Here is a 24,999-nt window from a genome sequence, read left to right as displayed (position 1 = left end):
GAATCCGCGGGCGTTTTCGTTTACTTCGCCTTTTTCACGGGCGTGAACAACAGATCCTGGAAGTCATAGCTGAAATCCGTCTCGGTCGAAATCGGCTTCATGCGCAGGCGCTCGATCGAACCGTCGTGGTCGAGCGAGAACGTCGCATACGCATCGGCGTTGAAGTTACGCTCCTTCCAGCGCACGACGAAGGTATCGTGCTGGAAGTGCTCCATTTCGCCGACCAGGTCGGGCGTGCGCGAGAACGACATCACCAGCTTGCTGCCGGAACGCTTGATCGTCACCTTGCCATACCAGGCGTCCTCATACTGGCCTTCGTAGTCCCACAGCGCCAGCGACGGCTTCGAGGCCCTGGCCCGGGTGGCGGTCTCGGACTTCACGCGCGCCGCTTCCTTCTGGCTCGCTTCTTCGGCGACAGCGTCAATGCGGCCGATCCAGTCGGTCGGCGCCACGCCCAGGTACTGGTCCAGCAGGCGGTATTGCAGCGCATTGAGCGATGGCCCGCTTTCGGCATTGGTGAAGATCGCGATCCCCAGTTTCGCCTCCGGCACCAGCATTACACGGGAATAAAAGCCCTGCAGCGCGCCGCCGTGCATCGCCACCAGCTTACCCTGGTAGTCGCGCAGCTGGAACCCCAGTCCATAGGCAAAGAAGTTGGGTTTCGTCGCCGCCAGCGGCGGACGCGGTTCGTTGATTTTCATCGGCGTCTGCGCGGTCCACATCTCGCGCGCCTGTTTTTCGGACCACAGGCGCACGTCCTTGCCGCCAGCATCAATGCCAACGCGACCGCTGTCGAGCAGCACATTCATCCAGCGCGCGATGTCCTCGGCATTGGTATTGATGCCCACCGCGCCAATCGCATTCGCCACCGGCATCGGCTTGACCACGGCCGCCTTGCCATTGATCTTGCTGTGCGGCGCCGACACGTTCATGCCGGGCTTATGCTGGTCGAGGCTGGTGGTGGTGGCGCGCATGCCGACCGGATCAAGAATCCACTCGCGCATCGTCGTGCCCCAGTCCTTGCCCGATTTCTGGGCGATGATCTTGCCCGCCACGATGTACAGCAGGTTGTCGTAGGCGTAGCTGTCGCGAAAGCTCGTCGCCGGCTTGATGTAGCGCAGGTTGTGGATGATCTCGTCGGTCGTGAAGGTGGTGGTCGGCCACCACATCAGGTCACCGGCACCCAGTCCCAGCCCGCTGCGGTGGGTCAGCAGGTCGCGCACCGTCATCTCGGCCGTCACGTAGGCGTCATACATGCGGAAGTCCGGCAAGTGCTTGATGACCGGGTCGTCCCAATCGAGCTTGCCCTGGTCGACCAGCATCGCCAGCCCCGCCGCCGTGAAGGCTTTCGAATTGGACGCGATCTCGAAGATGGTCTTGCCGTCGACCGGGGTCGGGTCGCCCAGCTTGCGCACGCCAAAGCCTTGCGTGACCACGACCTTGCCATCCTTGACCACCGCGATCGCGATGCCGGGAACGTCGAAGGTCTTCAGGACGCGGTTGACGTCGGCTTCGAGGTTATATGCAGGTGCGGCGGCGGCAGCCGTTGGCGCCACCGTGGATTGCGCCACCGCGCCCCCCACGCCGCACAGGACGAGCAGCACGGCGCCGGCGATGCGGCGCATGGTCACGTCGCGCCTCATCATTGCTTGCCCATCGCTTTATCGACGCTCGACTGCGTCTCAGGGTGGTAACGCTCGCGCGCCTTCTTGTAGATGCCTTCGGCCCAGGCGCGGTCATCCGCCTTCTCACGCAGCGCGGCGTACAGCGGCACCACGAACTTCTGGCGGCCGACGCTCATCAGGAAGGCTTCCAGCTGCGGACGCACCGCGCGGTAGCCGGCGTGCACCGAGGCGCGATAAAAACGGAACGCGACTTCATTGTTTTTGGTGTTGGCCAGGTCGTAGGCGCGGTCGAGCTCTTCGAGTTTTTTCGCATCGGCCTTGTTGTCGATATCGTTCAAGAACTTCATCCACTCGGCGGCGTTCCAGTCCTTGGCCTTCAGCCCCGCGGTCGACACGCTGCCCTTGATCCAGCCGTCGATCGAGGCGTTCAGCTGGGCCAGGCGCTGCGACACGGCGCGCTGGCCGCTTTGCGGGATACCGGGACCGTAGATCCACTCGTCCAGCTCGGCCTCGCTCATGATCTTCGGATTCTTGGCCAGCAGGTTCTTGCGCAGGTAATCCAGGAACTGGTCGTTGGTCACGCTCTGGAAGGCGTGGCCGTCGAACCAGCCGCGCAGGAAGGTGTCGAAGGCGGCGCGGCCGGCGCGCTGCTCGAGGGTGTGCAGGAACCAGGCGCCCTTCGGATAGGCCAGCGAGGTGTCCGGGTAGTACTCGGCCGAGGTATCCGCCTGGCGCGAGACCAGCGCCTGCTTGGGCAGAGGCAGGTCCTTCAGCATCTCGAGCGCTTCTTCCTGCTCCAGCTGCAGGTTCATCAGGGCGACTTCCTTGCCGTAGATCTCTTCGAGGATGCGGGTGGTGACGTAGGTGGTGAAGCCTTCGTTGAGCCACCAGTGCTTCCACGAGGCGTTGGTCACCAGGTTGCCCGACCAGCTATGCGCCAGTTCGTGGGCGATCAGGTCGACCAGGCTGCGGTCGCCCGCGATCATGGTCGGGGTCAGGAAGGTCAGGCGCGGGTTTTCCATGCCGCCGATCGGGAACGACGGCGGCAGGACCAGCATGTCGTAACGTCCCCAGCGATACGGGCCGTACAGCTTCTCGGCCGCTTCGACCATCTTCTCGGTATCGAGCAGCTCGTATTCGGCGGCCTCGATGCGCTGCGGTTCCGCGTAGACGCCGGTGCGGCCGCCCAGGGTACGCGCTTCGAGTTCGCCGATGCCGATCGCCAGCAGGTAGGAAGGAATCGGCTGCGGCATATTGAACTTCCAGCCACCCTTGCCGGTGGCCTTCATGTCGTTATCGGCGCTCATCACCACGCGCAGGCCCTCCGGCGCTTCGATGCGCGCGCTGTAGGTGAAGCGCACGGCAGGGGTATCCTGGATCGGCACCCAGGAGCGGGCATTGATCGCCTGCGACTGGCTGAACATGAAAGGGTGCTTGCCCGACATGGTCTGCACCGGCTGCAGCCACTGCAGCGCGGTAGCGGTCGGCGCGGTGCGGTAGTGGATCCGGATCTTCTTCTGCTGGGCGGGCAGCTCGACGTGCAGCGGCTGGCCCTTCTCCTGGTCGAACCTGCCGAGCGAATAGCCGGCCTTGCGCCAGGCACCTTTCGCGTCCTGCGCCTCGATCTTCGAGATCGTCAGTTCGCGCGTGTCCAGGTCGAGCGTGGTCGCCTTCTTGTCCAGCCAGTCGAGGGTCAGCTCGGCGTAGCCGTCCAGGCTTTTCTTCGCGAAGTCGGCCTTCAGGTCCAGGTGCAGGGCGGTGGTCTTGACCTGGTCGTACTTGGCGTAGCTGAGGGGATCGAGGGCGAAGGCGTAGGCGCTCCAGGCGCTCAGGAGGGCTGCGGTAGTTGCGCGCAGCAGGGTGCTTTGGTTCATGGTCTCTCGCAGGGGAAGGTGTGCCCGGCAGGCCGGGGGCGGGTGCAGGATAGCATGCACGCCTGGGCAGCGAAAGCGCCCAGGCGCCCTGTACATGCACGATAAATACACGCGCGGCGCGGCAGCAAATGGCCTGCCTCTGCTATGATCGCGGCCTTCTTCCTGCTGTGAATTCCCCCGATTGATGGACGCCTTCCTCGTCTCGACCGGCATCGTGGGCCTCGCCGAGATTGGCGACAAGACCCAGTTGCTGGCTTTCCTGCTTGCCGCGCGCTTTCGCCGTCCGCTGCCGATCGTGCTCGGCATCTTCGTCGCCACGGTGGCCAACCATGCCTTCGCGGCCGCCGTCGGCGCGTTGGTCAGCGAGCTGCTGGGCCCTGGCGTGATGCGCTGGGTGCTGGGCCTGTCCTTCCTCGCGATGGCGGCATGGGTATTGACGCCCGACGAAATCGACGCCGAGGATGCGCAACTGGCGAAGTACGGCGTGTTCCTGACCACCCTGATCGCCTTTTTTGTCGCCGAGATGGGCGACAAGACGCAGGTCGCCACCGTGGCGCTGGCCGCGCGCTATGAGTCGATGGCGGCTATCGTCGCCGGCACCACCTTCGGCATGATGCTGGCAAACGTGCCGGCCGTGTATTTCGGTGAACGGATCGCGAACCGCGTGCCGTTGAAACTGGTGCACGGCATCGCGGCGCTGATCTTCGCGGTGCTCGGCATCGCCACGCTGCTGGGGATGGGCGAAGTGCTGGGGTTCTAGTCCTGCATGATCCACACCGGCGCCGACCACACTACATTGCCGTCGTCCTGGGTCACCTTCGCATAATAGAAGTGCGCGCCCGGCGTCGGGGTGAAAGTAATCTCGGCCTGGTCCGACATCTGCGTCACCGTGCCCTTGCGGCCCGGGACGCCTTCCATGATCGCCACCAAGGCGGCTTTCCTGCCTTGTGCGCTCGAAAAATTCACTACCAGTGTCAGCGGCCCGCGATTATCGAAGCGCTCGCCCATCAGGCGGCCATTCGCGGTCAGGACCAGCTGCGAATCCTTGTCCATCGTCGCGAACACGCGGCGCGCCTTGAGCGCTTCGACCAACGTGGCGCGGTCCAGGGCCGTGCCGGATGGGAGCAGCACGCCGGTGCGGTTGGTGAACGATGCCCCCCAGTTGGCGCAGTGGTTGTCCTGGTTGGTACTGAACGCCAGCCGGTAGCCGGCTTCGAGCAGCCGGTTGCAGGCGCCTTCGAAATTGCTGCGCCGGGTCTCGGTCTCGCTGGCGTTGGTCGAGAACGCGGTGCTGTTCATCACCTCGCACAGCGCCATTGCCTCCCCCCCGTCCCCGGTATAGGCGAGCGGCACGCCGTCCACCTGGAACTGGCCCGAGTGCGCCGGATGGTTGAACTGCCCCACCCAGCCGCGTTCGCGCATCAGCGTGTACAGGGCGGCGTAGTCGCCGCGCGGGGTCCGCGTGTCGGCCATCAGAGCGCCCCTGGCATTGGTCTCCCATCCCAGCAGCTCATCGCTATTGAAGATGTTGATATGGCCGCCATTGTTGATGACGCCCCATTCCAGGCCGTACACCGCCAGGAAGTCCGGATGCTTCTTCGAGAAGCTGGCGGCGGCCTCCAGGCCGGCGCGGTACAAACCCTTGGCGACGGCCGGGTCGGCGTTCGGCGCGCGGCCTTCCGAGCCGTCGTACATGTGGTTGTGCTCCGAGGCGACCAGGATGTCGAGGCCGCGCTGCCTGGCATAGGCGAAGGCGGCGTCCGGACCGTGCGGCGCCGTCAAAGGCGGCTGGGCGCCCTTGCATTCGGTCAGGTCTGCGCCGCCGTCGCTGTGATTGGTCTGGCTGTGCAGGTTGCCGAGATAGACCGTGTAGGGCAGCGCGCCGGGCGCCGGAGCGGCGGCCGGCGCGAAGGGCCGCGGCAGGGGAGCGAACGCCGGCATCGCCGGCTCGCGCGGCGCGCCGACCGCGATCTCCCAATCCTGCTCGATCTCTTCATGCGCGTGGCCGCGCACGGTCGCATGCAGCCGGATGCGGTAGATGCCATCTGGCGCCGGCGCCAAACCAAGGCGGCCGGACCATGGCACCGCCACCGTCATGGCCTCGCCCGTGAACGGCGCCACACCGCGCCAGCGCAGGGCGACGCGTCCGCCGGGCCGGACCAGCTCCACCCGCCAGTCGACCGTATCCTCGCACGCCAGCCCCGGATAGGCGAAGTGCAAGGTGAAGGTCCTCCCCGGCGCCGTGCCGGCCCGGAACGGCGCGAGCAGGGTGGCTTCGAATTCCTGGTGTTCTGCGGGGGCGGCTTGCGCCAGGCTGCAGCACAGGGACAGGGACAGAAGTGGAGGCGATAGCGAAGTTTTCATGATGCAATTTTTGCAATTTTATGCTGTGAACATATTGCGCAATATCTTGCAAAAATGGCCACTCCACTCTCGCTCTTTGATCGATTTCAAAGAGACAACTTGCGAGGCGCACGGCCGCCGGTTAAGGTTGATGGGCTCTCTCATGATCAGGAAGTTCCCATGCCGTTGCGCACCCCAGCCCCCGTCTATTTCGAGAACGCCGAGTCCTTCGGCGCCTGGCTCGCCGCACATGCCGCCAGCGCCACCGAACTGCTGGTTGGTTTCCACAAGGTCGGCAGCGGCCGGCCCTCCATGAGCTGGCCGGAATCGGTCGATCAGGCGCTGCGCCACGGCTGGATCGACGGCGTGCGTCGGCGCATTGATGAATACAGCTACAGCATTCGCTTCACGCCGCGCAAACCGGGGTCGATCTGGAGTGCGGTGAATATCGCCAAGATCGAGGTCCTGCGTGCGCAGGGCTTGCTGCTGCCGGCCGGAGAAGCGGCGTTCGCGCATCGCTCGGAGGAACGTTCGCGCGTCTATGCGCACGAGCGCGCAATGCCGGCCGAACTTGACGCCGCGGATGCGGGCGTGTTCCAGGCGCAGCCGGCGGCCTGGGCCTACTTCTGCGCCTGCCCACCCGGCTACCGTGCGACCGTCCTGCACTGGATCACCAGCGCGAAGAGACAGGAAACCCGCAGCGCGCGCCTGGCGCGCCTGATCGATGCCTGCGCCGCCGGCCAGCGCCTGTAAGACGGCCGGCACACGATGATCGACAAGCTCGAAATCACCCACCTGCGCACGCTGGACGCCCTGAACCGCTTCGCCACCATCTCGGCCGCGGCCGAGCACCTGGACGTGTCGCAGCAGGCCGTCAGCCTGCAGTTGAAGAAGATCCGCACCATCCTGGGCGACCCGCTGTTCGTGCGCACCGGCCAGGGCATGGCACCGACGCCGTATGCGAAACTGATCGCGCCTCACATCGACCAGGTGCTGGTCCAGCTGAACGCGATTCCGCTGCCGGTCGAGGTCCGGCCCGAACAGGCCGAGCGCACGCTGGTCATCTCGGGCACCGACTACACCCAGAAGATCGTCGTCGCCGACCTGGTGCGCTACCTGCGGGTCGCCGCGCCGAAGGTCAAGGTGGCGGTGGTCGACATCGAGGTCAGCGCCCTGACCCGCAAGCTGCACCAGGGCGAGATCGACCTGATTCTCACGGTGGATGGGTATGTGGCGCCAGGTCTGCTGATGCAGCCGCTGTTCACCGAACAGTACCGCTGCGTCACCGGCAACCGGTCCCTGTCCGAGGGCGGCGTCATGCCGCTGGCGGCGCTGGTGGAGCATGACTTCATCGTCACCAATCCGGGCGTGGCCAGTTTCACCGGGTCGGCCGACGGCTGGTTCGCGCGCCAGGGATTGCGGCGCCGGGTGGTGGCCTCGGCGCCGTCCTTCTTCATGGCGCTCGAATACCTGAAGGGATCGGACCTGGTCGCCTTCATGCCGGCGCGCCTGCTGCCGCAGGACGGAGTGTTCGAGATCGCGCTGCCCAAGTACCCGCCCGGCTATCGCGTGGTCGCCGCCTACCATCCGAATGCGCGCAACGATCCTTTTCTTTCCTGGCTGCTGGAGCGGGTCAAGGCGCGCCTTGTATCGGCTACAAGCCGGGCTTGATTGCCGCGCAACCCCCGTTCGCCTAAGCTGGCGCAGTCACCATCAACATCCCTCTCGCCGGCCAAGGACTTCGCATGAGCATCGAACGCATCAACCCACCTGCCCTGTACGACGGCGCCCCGCATGGTTTGTCCCATGCAACGATCGACCACGAGTCGGGCCTGGTGTTCGTGTCCGGCCAGGTCGACTGGGATCGCGAATACAGGGTCAGGCACACCACCCTGGCCGAACAGACCGAGGGCGCGGCGCGCAACCTGATCGCCGTGCTGGAAGCGGCTGGCTCCTCGGTCGAGCACATCCTGCAACTGCGCGTCTATGTGCGCGGCGAGATCGGCGAGCACCTGGAAACCGTGGCGCCCATCCTGGTGCGATACCTCGGCTTGCCGCGCCCGGCCCTGACCGGGATCGGCGTGGCCTCGCTGGCGTCGCCCGATACGCTGGTCGAAATCGAAGCGGTCGCCAAGCGCCGCGCCTGGAATGTTTAGTAAACTCGCTAAACAAATCGCTCAAGACACGGTAGAGATTGCTCCGAAACCAGACTCCACATATAAGTTGCGGATGGGCATAATGCAACTAGGACAGGCAGCGCGCATCGCTGCCACCACGTGTGGAGACATCATGACGGCCAGACGCCATTTCGGACAACTTTCGATCGCCGCCAGCGCGGCTTTTTTGTTTAGTGCGGCGCCGCTCCACGCGGCTGCGCCGGGCAGCCCGGCGGAGGCGGTGAATGTCTTCATCGGCACCGGTGGCGACGGCCACACCTTTCCCGGCGCCAGCCGTCCGTTCGGCATGGTGCAGCTCAGCCCCGACACCCAGCACCGCCATTTCCGCCAGAGCTATCCCTGGGCTGCCGGCTACAACCATGCCGACAGTTCGATCCTCGGCTTCTCGCACACCCACTTCTCGGGCAGCGGCCACTCGGACCTCGGCGACGTGCTCCTGATGCCCTACAGTGGCGAGACCAAGCTGGAGCCGGGCTACCCGGAACGCCCGTTCTCGGGCTACCGTTCGCGCTTCTCTCACGACCAGGAAAAGGCCGAACCGGGCTACTACGCCGTGCGCCTGAAGGACCACGAGGTGGACGTCGAGCTCACCGCCAGCGAGCGCGTGGGCCTGCACCGCTATCAATTCAAGGCCGGCGAGCCGGCCAAGGTGTTGCTCGACCTGCGCACCAGCATCTACCACTACGACGAGAAGAACCTGTGGGCGCGCCTGCGCGTACGCAACAGCACCACGATCACCGGCATGCGCGAGACGCGCGGCTGGGCGCCCGGCCGCCAGGTGCACTTCGCGATCCAGTTCTCGCGCCCGATCGACACCCGCCAGCTGTTGAACCGCGAAGAAGCGATTCCCTACCGCGGCTTCGCCCAACCGGGCAAGACGCCGGGCGACAAGGCGATGGTCGAAGGCAAGCAGTTGATGGCCGACTTCAACTTCGGCGTGCCGGACGATGGCGCCCTGCTGGTCAAGGTCGCGCTGTCGGCGGTGAGCGAAGACAACGCCATCGCCAACCTGGCCGAGATGCCGGGCTGGGACTTCGACGCCGAGCGCGAGCGCGCCGGCAAGGCCTGGAACGATGCGCTGGGCGCCGTGAAGGTCGAGGCCGAGGGCCCGATGCGCACCAAGTTCTACACCGCCCTGTACCACAGCATGCTGGCGCCGTCGTTGTTCATGGACCTGGACGGCAGCTACCGCGGCCCGGACAACCAGGTGCACAAGGCGAAGAACTTCCGCTTCCACTCGACCTTCTCGCTGTGGGATACCTACCGCGCGCTGCACCCGCTCTTGACCATTGTCGCGCCCGAGCAGCGCAACGCCGACTTCGTCAATTCGCTGATCGCCTCGCAGCAGCACAGCCCCTACGGCATCCTGCCGGTATGGCAATTCCACGGCCTGGAAACCTGGACCATGATCGGCTACCACGCGGTGCCGGTGATCGCCGACGCCTACATGAAAGGCATCCGTGGCTTCGACGCCGACAAGGCGCTGGCCGCGATGACCGCCAGCGCCGAATACGGTCCCTACGGCGGCCTGGAACACTATATGAAGCTGGGCTACGTGCCGATCGACCTCGAAAAAGAAGCGGCATCCAAGACGGTCGAATATGCCTACGACGACTGGACCATCGCGCGCATGGCCGAGAAGATGGGCAGGAAGGACATCGCACGCCGTTACTACAAGCGCGCCCAGAACTACCGCAATGTGTTCGACCAGGAGACCGGCTTCATCCGCGCCCGCAAGTCCTCCGGCGAATTCCGCACGCCGTTCAACCCGGAGCTGTCGAACTTCGGCAGCGACTACACCGAGGGCAGCGCCTGGCAGTATTCCTGGTATATGCCGCACGATAACGCCGGCCTGATCGCCTTCCTGGGCGGCGATGCGGGCCTGGTGAGCAAGATCGACCAGGTGTTCGACGCCAAGGTAGACGAGACCGTGTACGCCCACATGGAAGACATCTCGGGCCTCATCGGCCACTACGCCCACGGCAACGAGCCATCGCACCACGTGGCCTACCTGTACAACTTCGCCGGCGCGCCTTGGCGCACCCAGGAACGCCTGGCCAACATCATGGCGACCCAGTACAGCGACAGGCCGGACGGCCTGTCGGGCAACGACGACCTGGGACAGATGTCGGCCTGGTTCGCCTTCACCGCGCTCGGCTTCTATCCGGTGGCGCCGGGCAGCAACGAGTATGTGCTGGGCCGGCCCTTCCTGGACAAGGCGGTCCTGAACCTGCCGAACGGGAAGCGCTTCACGGTGCGCGCCGACAAGCTTTCGAGCGCCAACGGCTACGTCGGCCGCGTGACCCTGAACGGCAAGCCCCTGCCCCGCACCTTCATCCGCCACGAAGACATCATGGCTGGCGGCGAACTGGTGTTTACCATGCAGTCGACGCCCAACAAGGACTGGGGCAAGGAACAGGACGCCCGACCCTACACCCAGACCAGGTATTGATCCAGGGAGCGGCGCCGTGGCGCGCGCGCAGCGACGACGACCGAGTCCCCGGCCGGGCAAGCAGCCTAGAAGTGGTATTCGGCGCGGATCATCGGTGTGCTGGCGCGCTGCCCGCGCCCGCCGGTGGTCGCGCGGGTATTCCCGAACTTGTTGTTCCAGAACTGGTATTCGAATCCGACGCGGAAGCGGTTCTTCTTCTGGCCGACATGGTAGCCGACGTCGTACATCAGCTGCATGTCGATGTTGGTCTCGGCCCCGGTCGGGTTGCCGGTTTCATCCAGCCCCTTCTCGGCGATGAAGTTGGCATAGCCCTCGAAGGCCCAGCGTTCATCCAGCGGAATGCCCCAGCTCAGGTTGAGCATGGGGTGGTTGTCGTACTTGTACCGTCCGCGCACCTCGGAGATCGGGGCGAAGGCGCCGCTCGGCGCATTGCTTTCGCGGATCAGGAAAATGCTGGCGCTGAGGAATCCCGGCACGTCCCACATCAGGGTCGGCCCGACCACCAGCATGCGCTTGCGTGAGTTGTAGCCGACGTCGCGCTTGGTGTTCACGTCGAAGCCGGCGGTGAGACCGACTCCCTTCACCCTCCCGAAGCGGAGCTCGCGCCCGCTCAGCGCGCCGATGTCGAGCGTGTGGCGATACAGCAGGTAGGCTTCCTCGGCGCCGGAGCCGCCGCCGAGCGAGCGCGGATCGTTGCGGTCCGATTTGAGCCAGTCGAGGTTGAGGTAGTTGCTGCCGTACTTGTAGCCGCTGGCGTGGGTCAGCGCCAGCACGTGCTTGTCGATGTGCCCGGCATTGAATGGTTCGGCGAAGCGGCTGCCGTAGCGCCAGCTGACGGCGGTGTCGCTCCAGTCGAGCGCCTGCGCCGGTCTGGCCGTGAGACCCGCGGCCAGCAGGCAGATGCCGCAGCCGAAGGCGCGAATGACGATGTTCATGATTCTCGATCCTTTGCGTCGGGCGCCGCCTGGAACGGCTCCGGCGTACCCGCAAGGCGCAATTCTACCTTGTGGTCACGCCGGTCGTCCTGCAGCACGATGCGCCAGTCGGGGCACGGCTGGTCGTCAAACAGCAGGACTTCGGGGCCGTCCGTGGCGCGTACCGTGATCAGATAGAGCGCGCCGCGATGGCGATAGCGCAGGCTGAAGCCTTCCCATCCCGGCGCCATGTGCGGCCGCAGGTGCAGGCGGACGTCATGCCGCTCCAGGCCCAGCAATGCCTCGACCAGCAACAGCCAGGTCCATGCGGCCGAGGCGGTGAAGTGGCCGCCGATGGCGCGGCCCGCGTGCGGCGCGATCGTGCGCAGGCCGCCGCTCATCAGGTACGGTGGACCGTCGCCGCGCGCCGCGGGATCGAGCATCTGCGCCAGTTGCCAGGCGCGATCCCGTTCGCCCAGCCGCGCCAATCCGGCCGCGGCCCAGGCCGTGGCGCGATGATCCTGGCCGGGGCTCGATACCACGCGCTCGCTCCACTCGCCATCGACCGGTGGGTCGCAGCGCAGCAGCGCGTGATCGGATCCCAGGCGCCGTACGGCTGCGTGCAGTGCATGCGCCCCCTGTTCCGCCCCGGCTTCGAGCGCCCAGCATTGGGTCGACAGCTCGGCGCGGCAGGCGGCGTTGGCGATCGAACCGAGGGCGGTGCTGCTGTCCAGCCAGGTCCAGCGATACCAGTCGCCGTCCCAGCCGTGTTCCTCGCACTGCGCGCGCAGCGCCAGCGCGGCGCCGCGGCAGGTGGTGGCGAAACCGAAGTCGCCGCGCCGGTCGGCCACGTCGGCGAAGCGCTGCAGCACGGTGGCCATGAAATAGCCCAGGCGGACGCTCTCGACGCGGCTCGGTACGCCCTCGTCGTGCAGGCGCGCCGCCGCCGGCGGCAGGCCGCGCGGCCCGAAGCGCAGGCAGCCGCGCAGGCCGTGCACGCAGTGCTGGTACAGGTCGTCGCGGTCCGACAGGCGCGCCGACAGCAGCGCATGGTCTCCGGTGACGGTGAGATAACGCGCCAGCGCGTAAGGCAGCCACAGGAAGTCCTCGACCCAGGAGGACATCGTGTATTCCTGCGCCGCGCGCAGCAGAGCGTCACGCAGCAGTTCGGGCCGCGCATGCACGCAGGCCAGGGCCGACTGCAGGCGCGTGGCGGTATCGCGTTCACCCATCATCACGCTGATGGCCTGATACGGCAGCCAGCAATTGATGCGCAGGTCGAGCGCGGGGTCGGGCGTGTGGACGGTGACGACGCCGAGGGTGACGTCCCACCAGTCGCGCAGGCGCTGCCACGCGGCATTGGCCGCCTGCGCACCGCCATGCTGCTGCACGACGGCGCTGGCGTCCAGCGCGCCGGGGCCGGCCACGCCCAGCATGAAGACCAGTTCGCAAGTGGCGCCCGGCGCCAGGGTGACGGCGACCTGCAGCGCGGCGCACGGGTCGAATCCCGCCCCGGCGATGTCGGACAGGCCGCTGCGGACGAGGGCCGCCGGCCGCGCGATCGACCCGAGGGAGCCGATGAATTCCTGGCGGTCGCAGGTCACGGCGACCTGCTCGGCGTCGACGTGGAAGAACGCGACCTTGTCGTGGAAAGCCATGCCGAAAGCATTGCGGGCAAGCAGCGCGCCACTGGCCAGATCGCGTCCTGTCACCACCTGCAGGCCGGGCGGCGCCTGCGGGTCGTCCAGGAGCCACTCCAGGTAGCCGGTCGCACTCAGGCGGCGCGGCGCGTCGCTGTCGTTGCGCAGGCACAGGACGCTGTACTTGAGCGGCGCATCCTGGGCGACGAAGCAGCGCAGTTCGGAATGGATGCCGTGGGCGTGGTGTTCGAACACGCTGTAGCCGATGCCGTGGCGGGTCGTGTACGGCCCGGGCGACGGCGCCGGCCACGGTGTCGGCGACCAAATGGCGCCGTCGTCCTCGTCGCGCAGGTAGAAGGCTTCGCCGCCCTGCGGCGCGACGGCGTCCTCGCTGCCGGCGGTCAGGCGCGTGCCGCGATCGCCGCACCAGCTGACGGCATGGCCGCGTTCCGAGACGATGCTGCCGAACTCCTGGTTGGCCAGCAGGTTGACCCACGGCGCGCCAGGCGCGACGATTTCTGGGCTGCTGCGCACCACATACTCGCGGCCATCCGGCGTGAAGCCGCCAATGCCGTTGTCGAACATGAGTTCTGGCCCAACCGGCTCCTGCGGCGCGGCGACCCACGCCGGCGCCTGCGTGGCGGGCACGAATGGCGACGCCGATGCGCTGCTGGCGCGCTCGGCGCGGCGCAACTGGTCGGCCAGGTCGCCACGCTCGCTGAAGAGCAGCACGCTCGCGGCGGCGCGCAGCAGGATGCGGTCTTCGCGTGGCACGTCTTCCTTCAGGTACAGGTGCAGGCCGCCGGGCTGGTCGAAGCTGGATGGATCGACCAGCGGCACGGCCAGATGCATCAGCGCCTCGCGTACCGCGCGGCTGTCGCACAAGACCAGCAGGTCGACCGCCAGGCCGCGGCTGCGCCAGTAGCCGTGCGCCTGCAGCAACTGGCGCGCCAGGCCCGTATCCGGCCCTGCTCCCAGCTGGAGCAGCAGCAGCGGGAATTCACCCAGGACGCCGTAGGCCTGCAGGTCGCCCCGCCCGCGCAGGTTGCGGGCGATGATGGCCGGATCGGCGCGCAGCGCCAGCATCGGCTGCAGCAGGCAGCCGGCCAGGCGATTGATCGCCTGCGCATCGGCCTCTCCCAGCTCGACGCGGCGCAGCTCGGCCTGGGCCAGGGTCCAGGCGGCCTCGATCGCGTGGTCGACCTCATGTCCGGCGCCGTAGCGCGCCGCCAGCTCGCGCGCCAGCGCCCGGCTGGAGGCGGCGCCCAGCACCAGGTCGACCGTGACTTCCTGCTCGGGCGCCAGGGTCACCGTGCGCCGCAGCGCCAGCAGCGCTTCGTCGGGTTCCGGATCCACGCCGGGCAGCGCGCCGCCCTGGACCACGGCCTGCGGCAGGTGAAGCGCATGGCCACGGCCGATGAAGCGCGCACGGCTCGTTTCCACGCTGGGCTGGCCCGCCGCCTCGCGCACGGTCATGCGGTGCACGAGCACGGGTGCGTCCGGCGCGGTCAAGCACAGCAGGCTGTCGGTGGCGCCATCGAACTCGATCCGGATGCTGCTGCGCCCCCCCTCTTCCAGTGGTGGCCCGGCCAGCGCCATGCAACTGGTCAGCTCCAGCGTGCGCGGTTCAGGTGCGCGGTTGACGATGCGGATGCGGCGCAGCTCGACGTCGTCGCCAGGCGCCACCACCGCATCGGTGCGCATCTCGATGCCGTGGTCCACGCGGCGCAGACTGGCCCGCCCTTCGGCCAGCACCGCCTCGACCTCGTCGGGCGGGGCCGCGCCGGCCAGCACGACGTTGGCCCAGGTGGCGCCGGTGGCGCTGTCGCGCACATGGCAGGCCAATCCCGTCTCGCCGTGACCGGCGCGCGTCAGCCGCAGGCCTTCCCAGTTGCTGACGGCGGCCCCGGCGCTGTCCAGCGCCAGGTGGTAGCGGCCATTCGACAGCAGCTGGACTTCGGGCAGCGGCGACGCATCCGGCTTGAGCACGCGCGAATAGGGACGGGTCGCTGCAATGCCGCCGGCGGCCACGCCCGCATCGAAGCGCAGGGGCGGCTCGGCGCCGGAGCCAGGCGACGCTTCCTGCAGCAGGCCGAATGCGGCGCGCAGTTCAGGGTCGCGCTGGAAGCGGCGCTGCATCGGTTCGCCCTGCAAATGGCACGCCAGCGCCAGCAGCGTTGACGCCTGGTGCCGTGCCAGCTGGGCCCGCACCACCACCTGGCGCTCGCCCTGCGGCAGGCGCGCCGGCGCATACTCGAGCGCTTCATAGAAACCGGTCTCGCCCAACAGGCCCTGCTCGGCCATGCGGCGCAGATTGCTGGCCGCCAGCGCCGGCGCCACGGCCAGCGCCAGCGCGGCGCCGTGGGGCGCGGCGACCAGGTCATCGTCCGGGCGCCGCCTCAGGGCCGCGGCATTCAGGCCGAAATGCTGGACGCGATAGCGCGCCGCCGCATCGACCGCATTGCAACCCGATTCCGTGTAACCCCACACCAGACCATTATTCTTGGCGTGGGCGGCCTGCAGGCGCACCAGCGCCTGGCCGGCATCGTCAAGCAGCGTGTCGCGCCAGGATGGCATGATGAGTTGTGGCGCCAGCACGTCGGCCAAGGCGCCGGCGCGCGACAGCAGCAGCGCGCCGGCGCCGGTCATCCTCAGCGGGCGGCCGAGCAACCACCAGTGCCCCTGCGGCAGCTGGTTCTGGGCGACGGCGGCGAAGCTGGCCATGCGCGCCTCGGAGGCCAGCAGGTCGCAGCTGTCACTATCCAGTCGCTTGTCGCGCACGTAGCAACCCGCGGCCAGGTGGCCGCTGGCGGGGTCGACCAGCGCGCCAAACTCTGCGCGCGCCGCTGCCCGCGCCCGCACCGCCAGGGCCACGATCCGGTCCAGGCGTTCGCGCGCGCAGGCACTGCCCGCCTCGACCAGCTGGGCCAGGCCCTCGTTGCCGGACGGCGGCGCCAGCGCCGCCAGCTCACGCAAGGTCGGGATGTGGGTCAGGCTGGCGTCGAACACGTATTCCTGCGCCGCGCGGGTCCACGGCGTCAGCGCATACAGGTCTTGCAGCTGCGCCTCGCACTGGCGCGCCAGGCGCGCGGTCCAGGCGCGCAGCGCGGGGTCGGCGTCGGGAGCCAGGCCGGCATCCAGCTCGGCCGCTTTCGCGGACACAGCGCGCAGGCAGTCGGCCAGGCCCGGCAGGGTGTCGGTGGCGCGACAGCTTCCGGGCGCCAGCGCCGCGTCGACCGCGTCCAGCGCCGGCGCCAGGCCGGGCGGGACATGTTCGCGCACCACCAGCAGCGTGGCGCGGATGCCATCCAGCGCGGCGGCGTCGAGGATGGGCCGGTCCGGCAATTCATCGAGGCCGGCGGCGAAAGTGCGCAGCGCCAGCACCAGGCCGCCGCTGGCGGCGGTGTCGACATACGCCGGTTCGACCGGGCCGAGCCTGACGCCGTCGTACCAGTGCAGGAAGTGGCCGTTCCAGCGTTCCAGCAGCGCCATCGACGCCAGCGATCGTTCCGTGCGTTCAAGCAAGCCGCCCAGCGACAGATAGCCGAAATCGCGCGCGCTCAGGGTCGCCAGCAGGCCCAGGCCCATGGCGGCCGGCGACAGGCGGTCGTCGACGGTGGCTTCGGCGTGCTCGAACACGGCTTCCGGCGCCAGCCCGTGCCTGCCCACGCCATGCTGTTCGAAGAAGGCCCAGCTACGCCGCGCCAGGGTGCGCAGGAACAGGGTATGTCCTTTCGCCAGGCGCATGCCGCGCCGCGCCGGCTGGCTGGTCCACCAGGCCAGCACCGGCGACAGGAACCACACCAGCAGCAGTGGCGCCGTCGCGAACAGGGCGTAAGGGTTGGCGAAGGTCAGCAGCACGGCAACGCCGACCGCCAGCAGCGGCGCGAACCACATCGTGCGCCAGTTGTTGTCCATCGCGCTGCTGGCGCGCGCCAGCCCCGCGGGACGCGACTCGAGCAGCTTGCGCCGGCTCACGTCGCGCCGCCACAGGCCGCGCACGACCGCATCGGCGTCGACCCAGGCCGTATGCGGCAGGAAAGCCAGCGCCAGGGCGGCGCGTACCAGGGTCACGCGCGCGCTGCGCAGCCAGCCATCGAGATGCTGACGCAGCGGCGCATCGGGGGCACGGCTTGCCAACGCCGCCAGCATGTCCAGCAGCGCCGGCAGCCAGACCGGCGCCAGGATCGCCGTGGTCCAGAACACGGGCGCGGCCAGCAGGCTCCAGCACAGCACCAGGAGGGCGATCGCGCCCGGCGCGGCCAGGCTCCCGGCCAGATGGTCGAACAGGCGCCAGCGGACCCGCGCCCCGCGCAAGCCATCGGCGCCGGGCCCCAGCCGGCGCGCCTCTTGCCAGGCGGCGCGCAAGGCGCGATGGCGGCGCAGCACGTGTTCGCCGTAGCTGCCGGGGTGCGCGGCCTCCAGGCGCAGGTCGGCCACGCTGGCGGCGCGCAGGCGGTCTTCCTCGACGGCACCGGGTTCGGCCCGGCCTTCGTCGCGCAGCTCGAGGCCCATCGCACGGCGCCAGGCATCGACGTCGTAGATGGCGGCCCAGCCATGACTCGCGTCCGGCCACAGGCGTTCGTAACGCAATGCGCCCCCGGCCGACAAGGCGGTGTCGAGGTCAAGCAGCAGCATGGCATGCCCTTCCAGCACCCGGCCCGCTTCGTCCTGCAGCGGACGCTGGAGCGGGTGCGCCATCGCCGCCACCAGGCTGCGCGCGGCGTCGCGCGCCAGCCTGGTATCGGCATCGAGTGCGATCACGTAGCGCATCTCGGCGCCGGCCCCGGTATGGCCGGCCGCGAACAGGAAGCGTTCGCGCGCGCCGCACAGCCAGGCGTTCAGGTCGGCCAGCTGGCCGCGCCGCCGTTCGCGGCCGATCCAGGCCTGCTGGTCTTCGCTCCAGGCGCGCGGGCGCGCCAGCAGCATGAAGGGACCGTGCCGTTCGTCGCCATGCCGGCGGTTCAGCGCCTCGATCGCAGCACGCGCCCCATCCAGCAGCGCGGCATCGAGCGGCGTCGTTTCTGCAGGCGCGTCGGGCAGGTCGAGCAGCAGGCAAAAGCGCAGGCGCGGATCGCGATTGCCCAGATAGCGCACCTCGAGGTCTTCGCACAGCGTGACCAGGTGCGCGGCATCGCGCGCCTGGGCCGACACCGCCACCATCGTGTGCGCATCCTCGGGGATGCCGGCGGCGACTTCGATGCGCGGCGTGGCCTGCGGCCGGGCGAGCCAGCGCCCCGCCATGTCAGCCAGCGCACGCGCCAGCCCGGCGGCGACCGGCAGCGCCAGGATGCCCATCAATACCAGCAGCAGCGGCCCAGCCCCGCCCTGCCAGGCATGGACCAGGCCCGCGCCCGTGAATAGCAGGGCCAGGACCGCGGTCGCGGCGATCTGCATGCCGGTCGAGACGCGCTGCAAGGTGGCGCGCACGCGCGTTGTCGCGCCACGCCCTCCCCGCAGCCTGGCCTCGAGCGTCGCCAGGCCAGGCCCGGCCAGGTAGTGGCCAACATGGCGAATCCGCGTATCGAGCCCACCCTCGCCCGGCGCGCGGTGGATGCTGGCCAATGCGATGGCTTCCTGCGCCACCTCGACCTCGCTCACCCGATTCGTGCGCGCCAGGCGGGCGACCGTGTGCCGGTAGCGGTCGCGCGTGGCACCGTCCATGCGCGTATAACTACCGTCCGGGTCGTCCCGCAGCAACGCGTCGACCGCACCCAGGCGCTCGGCGAAAGCGCGCCAGTCGACACCGCCCAGCGCGCGCAGGCTGGCCAGGCCATTGCCGGCCGAGATGGCGTCTTGCGCTTCTTCGCTGCGCTCGCCCTGCGCCAGCTGGGCGATGTTGCCCTGCCGGTCCGCCAGGCGCGCATCGATCCAGTCCAGCACTTGCGCCAGCGGCGCACGCCGGCCCTGCAGGCGGCGCGCCAGTTCGACGACGAACGCGCCGTCGTCGGTGTCCGCAGCGCGCGCCATGTCGGCGAACAGCAGCACCAGGTCGCCGGGGCGGGTTTCGGCGGTATCGAGGAAACGTGCGGCCCAGGCGGCGGCCCGCGCGCGGCTGGCGCAGGCCGCCGCCGCGCGCGTTGCCAGGGTGGCCAGCCGATCGAGCAACGCGAGGCGTAGCAGCGCGGGCAGCGCATCCAGTTCGGCGATGCGCAGCAGCGGCCCTTCCTGGCTGGTGGACAGATAATGCGCCAGCTCTTCGGTATCGACCTGTCCGTCGCCGCGCGCGACCTCCTCGCTCACCAGCTGCCAGATGCGCGCGGCGCCGTCCGGGGCCGTCGCGCGCAGGTCGGCGACGACAGGCCGCAACTGCGCGCGCGCCAGCCGCAACTGGGCGTCGAGCAGGTGGTAGCCATCGAGCAGGCGTGCGCCGGCCGGCGGCAGGACGGCGCCGGCGCGCATGGCGCGGTCGAGCGCATCGCAGGAACGCGCGATACCCTCCGCCTGCGCGGCGAGCAGCGCCACCAGGGCCTTGGCGCCGGCGCCAAGCGGCGCGTGCTGCCCGGCGGGCATCTTGTCGTTCTTAACTTTCAACGGGGACCTCGGGACAGAGGCGTGCGCGATGGACCGCCGGACGACGGGGCGCCCGGGGCGGTTCAGGGCAAGAAACCAGACGGAAAACGCTGGGTGCGCACGGCTGACTCCATGCTAGGGAAAGGGCCGGGAAGTTACCGTGCGCTGGCGTACACACACCGCCTGCCGGGCCGGCAGGCGGTCAAGCAAGGCTCAGACGGCGAGCGCGAATCCGCCGGCCAGCGAGCAGGCGCGCGGATGGCCGAGCGCGCGCAGGGTGCGCGCGGCGCGGGCGCTGCGTGCGCCGCTGCGGCACACGAACAGCAATGGACGGGCATCGGCGCCCAGCCAGGCGCTGGCATGTTCGGCCACGCGCGCCAGCGGCACGTTGAGCGCTGCGCGGCCATGCAGCGCCACCGCACCGGCCACGCTGTGTTCACGCACGCAGCGCACATCGACCACGACGGCGTCGGGGTGAGCCGCGAGCCAGCCGCGGGCCATCGCCGCATCGAGTTCCATGCCGGCGTCCAGCGCGGGATCCGCCTGCCCCGCCTCTCCCGGCGCCGCCGGTGAAGTGGGCAATGCCAGCGCAGCGCCGCAGCGCGCGATGCGCTCGCACGCCAGGTCGAGCGTGGCGTCGTCCAGCAACGGGCCGAACGACAGGCGCACCGCCGACGCGCTGCGCCAGGCCGGCATGCCCATCGCATCGAGCACATAGCTCGGTGCGGCCTTCGATGCGGCGCAGGCCGAACCGGCGCTGACACGCACGCCGGCCGCGTCGAACAATTCCAGCAGTTCGGCGCTGGTGACGCCGGGGACCGAGAAATTGAGCGTGGTGGGCAAGGCATGCGCCAATGGCGCGTTGAACACGATGTCGGGAAAAGCGTCGGTCAAGGCGTCCACCAAACGCATGCGACAAGCCTGCAGCGCCGCCGCGCCAAGAAAGGTGTCGCCACGCTCGAGCGCCTCGAGCACTGCGCCCAGCGCCGCGATCCCGGGCATGTTCTCGGTGCCGGACCGCTGGTCTTCTTCTTGCCCGCCGCCGCAGATCAGCGGCGTGAACGGGGCGCTTTCGCGCACGTACAGCATGCCGATGCCTTTCGGTGCATACAGCTTGTGGCCGGAGAATGGCGCGTAATCGATGCGGCTCGCGCCCAGCGCCAGCGGCAGCTTGCCGAGCGCCTGCACGCAATCGACCATCCACAGCGCCGGGCTGGCCGTATCAACCAGCACGGCCGCGATGCCGTCCAGGTCGGACACGACGCCGGTCTCGTTGTTGGCGGCCATGGTGCACACGAAAGCGAGGCGCGGCGCCAGCGCGCGCAGCACCTCGAGTCGGTGGCGGCCATCACCGTCGACCGGCAGCACGCGCAGTTCGAGGCCGGTGCCGAGCAGGCGGTTCCAGTGCGCCAGGCTTTCGGACACCGCCTTGTGTTCAGTGGCACCGACCAAGGCGATGTTTGCAAGCGCGTTACCGCTTGCATCGCCACGCGCGCGCCGCTCGCGCACCGCGCACAGCGCCGACAACACCGCGGTCTGGATGCCTTCGGTGGCGCCGCTGTTGAACATCAGCCGTCCGCTTGGCGCGCCCACGACTCGCCGTGCGCAGGCACGCACGCGCTCGCGCAACGCCCGGGCGCGCAGGCCGGTCGCATGGCTGCTGCTCGGATTGCCGAAACAGTCCTGCATCGCGGCCATGGCGGCGGCGGCCGCGGCAGGCAGCACGGGCGAAGTCGCATTGGTGTCGAGGTAGATTTCGGTGGTCATGGATTAGCTGCCAAAAACATAAAAAAAGGTGTCGCACAACACGTTCTTGTCCAGTAATATGGTACGGAGTTATGCCGATCGAAACGTCCCAAATTTCTCGATTTGTGGGCAGTTAATAGAATAATTATTCTCATGATGACGCTTTGCGGAATATGAACTCACTCGATAAGTTTGATTGTGCGATTCTTGCCGCCTTGCAGGCGGACGCCACCCTCTCCATTTCGGGGCTGAGCGAAAAGGTCGGCCTGTCCAGCACGCCTTGCTGGAAACGCGTGAAACGCCTCGAAGAAGATGGCTATATCGAAAGCCGCGTCAGCATCGTCAACCGCCAGAAGGTCGGCTTGCCGGTGACGGTATTCGTGAGCGTCAAGACCACCGAGCACGACGAAAAATGGCTGTCGCGCTTCGCCGCCGCCGTGATCGCGCTACCCGAAGTGCTGGAATTCCACCGCATGAGCGGCGACGTCGACTACCTGCTCAAGGTCGTCACGACCGATATCGCCGGCTACGACCGGTTCTACAAGAAGCTGATCAAGACCGCGCGCCTGACTGGCGTGTCGTCCGCCTTCTCGATGGAACAGATCAAGTCGACCACCGCCCTGCCGCTCGAACTGATCTCGCACGGCGTGCCGGCCTGAGGTTATTCGGAGTCTTTACGCCGCCCGCGTGCTTTCGCGCGGCGTGCGATCGTGCGATGATGGCGGCCGTTGACATCAACGGAGACCAAGGGAATGCGATCGAAAATAAAGATGGCGCCGCTGGCGCTGGCGGCGTTGTTCGCCGGGCAGGCCACCGCAGCTGAACAAGTCGTGAAGATCGGCGTGAGCGGCCCGCTATCGGGTTCCAACGCCTTTGCCGGCAAGGACAATGAAAACGGCGTGCGCCTCGCCATCGAGGAACTCAACGCACAGAAGATCCAGGTCGGCGCCAATGTGCTGCGCTTCGTGCTGCAGTCCGAAGACGACGCGGGCGACCCGAAACAGGGCGTGACCGTGGCCCAGAAATTCGCCGACGCCGGGGTCAAGTTCGTGCTCGGCCCCTACAACTCGGGCGTGGCGATTCCGGCCTCGCGCGTCTACAACGACAACGGCATCCTGATGTCGACCGTCGGCACCAACCCCAAGATTACCGCCGCCGGCTATCCGACGGTGTTTCGCATCGTGGCCAGCGATACCCAGGTCGGCGCCTCGGTCGCCGGTTATGCGGCCAAAGAGCTCAAGATCAGGAACATCGGCGTCATCGACGACCGCACGGCATTTGGCCAGGGCATCGCGATGGAGTTCAAGCGCCAGGCGCAGAAGGCCGGCATCAAGGTCGCCGGCCACGAGTTCACCAACGACAAGGCAAGCGACTTCGCCGCCATCCTGACGTCGCTGCGCGCCAAGAAGGTCGACGCCATCTTCTTCGGCGGCTACGCCCCCCAAGGCGCGCCGATGGCGCGCCAGATGAAGCAGCTGGGCCTGAACGTGCCGCTGCTCGGCGGCGACACCCTGTGCAGCCCCGAGATGGCCAAGCTGGGCGGCGCCGCGGTCGGCGAGAACGTACGCTGCGCGCAGGCCGGCGCCATTGTCGCCAAGCAGCCCGGCGGCCCGGCCTTCCTGGCCAGCTACAAGAAGCGCTTCGGACGCGATCCGGACGTCTACGCGCCGTCGTTCTACGACCAGACCAAATTCATCGCCCAGGCGGTCCAGCAGGCCAAGTCGGTCGACGCCAAGCAGGTCGGCGCCGCGATGCATGCGATCAGCTACCAGGGCGTGGTCGGCACCTACGGCTACGACGCCAAGGGCAACCTCAAGAAGACGGCGGTGACGGTGTACACCTTCAAGAACGGCGCATTGACGCCGCTGGCCAGTTACTGACCATCACAAGGACAAGAAAATGAGAGAGAACTTCAGGCTCGGCGTGCTGGCAACGGCCGCCCTGCTCGCCTGCGCCCCGCTTCAAGCCGCACCCGCGGCCGATGCCACGCCCGCCAAGCAGAAAGTCGCCACGACCGAAGCCGGCAAGGCGATCAATAAACTGGTCGACGACTACTATGAAGCCTATGCGCGCTTCGAGCCGGTATGGGCGACCGAGAGCGGCGATGGCCGCTTCTTCGACCAGCTCGGCCTGTCGATCGCGCCGAAGAACCGCGAGGCTCAGTTCGCGCTGTACCGCGGCTACCTGAAGCGCCTGGCCACGATCCCGCGCGAGCGCCTGAATGCGCACGAGCAGGCCAGCTACGACATCGTCAAGTTCGAGCTCGAGACCGCGCTGCGCCTGGGCGCCTTCCCCGAGCACCTGCTGCCGCTGGACCAGATGTTCAACATGCCGGCGTTCATCGCGAACTACGCCGGGGGCGAAGGCGCGCAGCCCTTGTCGACGCCGAAGGACTACCGCAACTACCTGCAGCGCCTGGACCAGATGGTGCCGTACATCGACCAGGCAATCGCGAACATGCGCGAAGGCGTGAAGCTGGGCGTCGTGCATCCACGCGAACCGATCCAGTCGCTGCTGCCGCAACTCAAGCAGCTGGTGGCTGCCAAGGCGGACGACAGCATCTTCTATTCGCCGATCAAGAACCTGCCCGCCGGCTTCTCCGCCGCGGACAAGCGCAGCCTGACCGACGCCTATCGCAAGACGATCGGCGACAAGCTCAATCCGGCCCTGCAGCGCCTGGCGGACTACGTCGAGAAGGATTACCTGCCGCAGACCCGCACCACGGCCGGCTGGAACGCGTTGCCGAACGGCGCCGAGTGGTACAAGGCGCGCGTGGCAGCAATGACCACGACCGACATGACGCCCGATCAGATCCACGCCATCGGCCTGAAGGAAGTGGCGCGCATCCAGGGCGAGTACGGCAAGATCGGCCCCAGGATGGGCTACACCGGCCCGGCCGCCGGCCTGCCGAAATGGGTGTCGGAGCAGCCGAAGTACAAGCCGTTTACCTCCGACCAGCAGGTGATCGAGGTGTTCCAGAAGCTGGACGCCCAGGTGCGCACCAAGCTGCCGGCCCTGTTCACCCTGATGCCGAAGGCGCCGCTGGAAGTGCGCCTGGAGCCGGAACTGACGCGCGAAACCGCCTCGGATCACTATTCGGCGCCGGCGGCGGACGGCTCGCGTCCGGGGGTGTTCTGGTCGGTGGTGAACGATCCGACCAAGTATGGCCGCACCGGCATGGTCACGCTGTACCTGCACGAAGGCCAGCCGGGCCACCACTTCCACATCGCCCTGCTGCAGGAACTGGGCCTGCCCAACTTCCGCAAGTTCGGCGGCAATACCGCCTTTACCGAAGGCTGGGCGCTGTACGCCGAGACCCTGGGCAAGGAGATGGGCCTGTTCGAGCAGCCCGAGGATTACTTCGGTCACCTGAACGACGAGATGCTGCGCGCCGCGCGCCTGGTGGTCGACACCGGCATGCATACCAAGGGCTGGAGCCGCGACCAGGCGATCAAGTATTTCCGCGATACGCTGGGCTATGCGGAACTGGAGGCGCGCGCACAGATCGAGCGCTATATGGTGATGCCGGGCCAGGCGCTGGCGTACAAGATCGGCTCGCTGAAGATCATGGAACTGCGCCAGCGTGCGCAGGCGGCGTTGGGCGATAAGTTCAGCCTGCCGAAGTTCCATGAGGTGGTGCTGGACGAAGGCACCTTGCCACTGGCGGTGCTCGAGGCGAAGGTCGATCGCTGGATCGCGGCGTCGAAGTAAGCGC

At 67.9% G+C, this 24,999-nt stretch carries 14 protein-coding genes; 8 read left to right on the top strand and 6 right to left on the bottom strand.

Annotation, left to right across the window (positions count from 1 at the left end; all coding sequences use genetic code 11):
* Positions 1 to 20: 20 nt before the first annotated feature.
* Positions 21 to 1,646, bottom strand: a complete 1,626-nt coding sequence (locus AC56KW_RS22140; protein WP_497172810.1) for a serine hydrolase — start codon at positions 1,644 to 1,646, stop codon at positions 21 to 23.
* A complete protein-coding gene (locus AC56KW_RS22135; RefSeq protein ID WP_497172809.1) occupies positions 1,643 to 3,499 on the bottom strand; it encodes a M1 family metallopeptidase in 1,857 nt (618 codons plus the stop codon). The genes AC56KW_RS22140 and AC56KW_RS22135 overlap by 4 nt, the downstream gene beginning before the upstream one ends.
* A gap of 184 nt (positions 3,500 to 3,683) precedes the next feature.
* Between AC56KW_RS22135 and AC56KW_RS22130 the strand changes: the two genes are divergently transcribed.
* Complete coding sequence (locus tag AC56KW_RS22130) at positions 3,684 to 4,259, top strand: TMEM165/GDT1 family protein (RefSeq protein WP_497172808.1); 576 nt, start codon at positions 3,684 to 3,686, stop codon at positions 4,257 to 4,259.
* On the opposite strand, the gene AC56KW_RS22125 is transcribed toward AC56KW_RS22130, so the two are convergent.
* Positions 4,256 to 5,863, bottom strand: a complete 1,608-nt coding sequence (locus AC56KW_RS22125) for a CehA/McbA family metallohydrolase (protein WP_497172807.1) — start codon at positions 5,861 to 5,863, stop codon at positions 4,256 to 4,258. The two genes, AC56KW_RS22130 and AC56KW_RS22125, sit on opposite strands and share 4 nt — an antisense overlap.
* A gap of 159 nt (positions 5,864 to 6,022) precedes the next feature.
* Between AC56KW_RS22125 and AC56KW_RS22120 the strand changes: the two genes are divergently transcribed.
* From AC56KW_RS22120 to AC56KW_RS22105, 4 genes are all read left to right on the top strand, one after another.
* Positions 6,023 to 6,595 (top strand): YdeI/OmpD-associated family protein, encoded by a 573-nt coding sequence (locus AC56KW_RS22120; protein WP_497172806.1) that lies wholly within the window; start codon positions 6,023 to 6,025, stop codon positions 6,593 to 6,595.
* Positions 6,596 to 6,610: 15 nt separating this feature from the next.
* The gene (locus AC56KW_RS22115) at positions 6,611 to 7,513 is read left to right on the top strand and encodes a LysR family transcriptional regulator (RefSeq protein ID WP_497172805.1); all 903 of its coding nucleotides are present in this window, start codon (positions 6,611 to 6,613) and stop codon (positions 7,511 to 7,513) included.
* A 74-nt stretch (positions 7,514 to 7,587) separates the two neighbouring features.
* On the top strand, positions 7,588 to 7,998 hold the full coding sequence (locus AC56KW_RS22110) for a RidA family protein (RefSeq protein WP_497172804.1): 411 nt from the start codon (positions 7,588 to 7,590) through the stop codon (positions 7,996 to 7,998).
* 133 nt (positions 7,999 to 8,131) lie between these two features.
* Complete coding sequence (locus tag AC56KW_RS22105; RefSeq protein WP_497172803.1) at positions 8,132 to 10,471, top strand: GH92 family glycosyl hydrolase; 2,340 nt, start codon at positions 8,132 to 8,134, stop codon at positions 10,469 to 10,471.
* A 65-nt stretch (positions 10,472 to 10,536) separates the two neighbouring features.
* Here the strand turns inward: AC56KW_RS22105 and AC56KW_RS22100 are convergent, their stop codons facing one another.
* The 3 genes from AC56KW_RS22100 to AC56KW_RS22090 form a co-directional block, all read right to left on the bottom strand.
* On the bottom strand, positions 10,537 to 11,406 hold the full coding sequence (locus AC56KW_RS22100; RefSeq protein ID WP_497172802.1) for an outer envelope protein: 870 nt from the start codon (positions 11,404 to 11,406) through the stop codon (positions 10,537 to 10,539).
* Entirely contained in the window at positions 11,403 to 19,559 is an 8,157-nt protein-coding gene (locus AC56KW_RS22095) for a GH36-type glycosyl hydrolase domain-containing protein (RefSeq protein ID WP_497172801.1), read from the bottom strand. The genes AC56KW_RS22100 and AC56KW_RS22095 overlap by 4 nt, the downstream gene beginning before the upstream one ends.
* Positions 19,560 to 19,751: 192 nt before the next feature.
* Positions 19,752 to 21,305 carry an aminotransferase class V-fold PLP-dependent enzyme gene (locus AC56KW_RS22090; protein ID WP_497172800.1) on the bottom strand — a complete coding sequence of 518 codons (1,554 nt, stop codon included), beginning with the start codon at positions 21,303 to 21,305 and terminating at the stop codon, positions 19,752 to 19,754.
* 152 nt (positions 21,306 to 21,457) lie between these two features.
* Between AC56KW_RS22090 and AC56KW_RS22085 the strand changes: the two genes are divergently transcribed.
* From AC56KW_RS22085 to AC56KW_RS22075, 3 genes are all read left to right on the top strand, one after another.
* Positions 21,458 to 21,943 carry an Lrp/AsnC family transcriptional regulator gene (locus AC56KW_RS22085; protein ID WP_497172799.1) on the top strand — a complete coding sequence of 162 codons (486 nt, stop codon included), beginning with the start codon at positions 21,458 to 21,460 and terminating at the stop codon, positions 21,941 to 21,943.
* 93 nt (positions 21,944 to 22,036) lie between these two features.
* Entirely contained in the window at positions 22,037 to 23,164 is a 1,128-nt protein-coding gene (locus tag AC56KW_RS22080) for a branched-chain amino acid ABC transporter substrate-binding protein (protein WP_497172798.1), read from the top strand.
* Between the two features lie 19 nt (positions 23,165 to 23,183).
* Positions 23,184 to 24,995, top strand: coding sequence for a DUF885 domain-containing protein (locus AC56KW_RS22075; protein WP_497172797.1), 1,812 nt, complete (start codon positions 23,184 to 23,186; stop codon positions 24,993 to 24,995).
* The last annotated feature ends 4 nt before the right edge of the window (positions 24,996 to 24,999 follow it).

The organism is Telluria sp. RT2P19, from assembly GCF_059685725.1.
Note: the sequence above shows the minus strand (reverse complement) of the source record. Positions and strands in the feature narration are given on the sequence as shown.

Excerpts from the sequence above, each read along its gene's own strand:
- AC56KW_RS22140 (WP_497172810.1), bottom strand. The coding sequence starts at position 1,646 with ATGATGAGGCGCGACGTGACCATGCGCCGCATCGCCGGCGCCGTGCTG.
- AC56KW_RS22135 (WP_497172809.1), bottom strand. The coding sequence starts at position 3,499 with ATGAACCAAAGCACCCTGCTGCGCGCAACTACCGCAGCCCTCCTGAGC.
- AC56KW_RS22130 (WP_497172808.1), top strand. The coding sequence starts at position 3,684 with ATGGACGCCTTCCTCGTCTCGACCGGCATCGTGGGCCTCGCCGAGATT.
- AC56KW_RS22125 (WP_497172807.1), bottom strand. The coding sequence starts at position 5,863 with ATGAAAACTTCGCTATCGCCTCCACTTCTGTCCCTGTCCCTGTGCTGC.
- AC56KW_RS22120 (WP_497172806.1), top strand. The coding sequence starts at position 6,023 with ATGCCGTTGCGCACCCCAGCCCCCGTCTATTTCGAGAACGCCGAGTCC.
- AC56KW_RS22115 (WP_497172805.1), top strand. The coding sequence starts at position 6,611 with ATGATCGACAAGCTCGAAATCACCCACCTGCGCACGCTGGACGCCCTG.
- AC56KW_RS22110 (WP_497172804.1), top strand. The coding sequence starts at position 7,588 with ATGAGCATCGAACGCATCAACCCACCTGCCCTGTACGACGGCGCCCCG.
- AC56KW_RS22105 (WP_497172803.1), top strand. The coding sequence starts at position 8,132 with ATGACGGCCAGACGCCATTTCGGACAACTTTCGATCGCCGCCAGCGCG.
- AC56KW_RS22100 (WP_497172802.1), bottom strand. The coding sequence starts at position 11,406 with ATGAACATCGTCATTCGCGCCTTCGGCTGCGGCATCTGCCTGCTGGCC.
- AC56KW_RS22090 (WP_497172800.1), bottom strand. The coding sequence starts at position 21,305 with ATGACCACCGAAATCTACCTCGACACCAATGCGACTTCGCCCGTGCTG.
- AC56KW_RS22085 (WP_497172799.1), top strand. The coding sequence starts at position 21,458 with ATGAACTCACTCGATAAGTTTGATTGTGCGATTCTTGCCGCCTTGCAG.
- AC56KW_RS22080 (WP_497172798.1), top strand. The coding sequence starts at position 22,037 with ATGCGATCGAAAATAAAGATGGCGCCGCTGGCGCTGGCGGCGTTGTTC.
- AC56KW_RS22075 (WP_497172797.1), top strand. The coding sequence starts at position 23,184 with ATGAGAGAGAACTTCAGGCTCGGCGTGCTGGCAACGGCCGCCCTGCTC.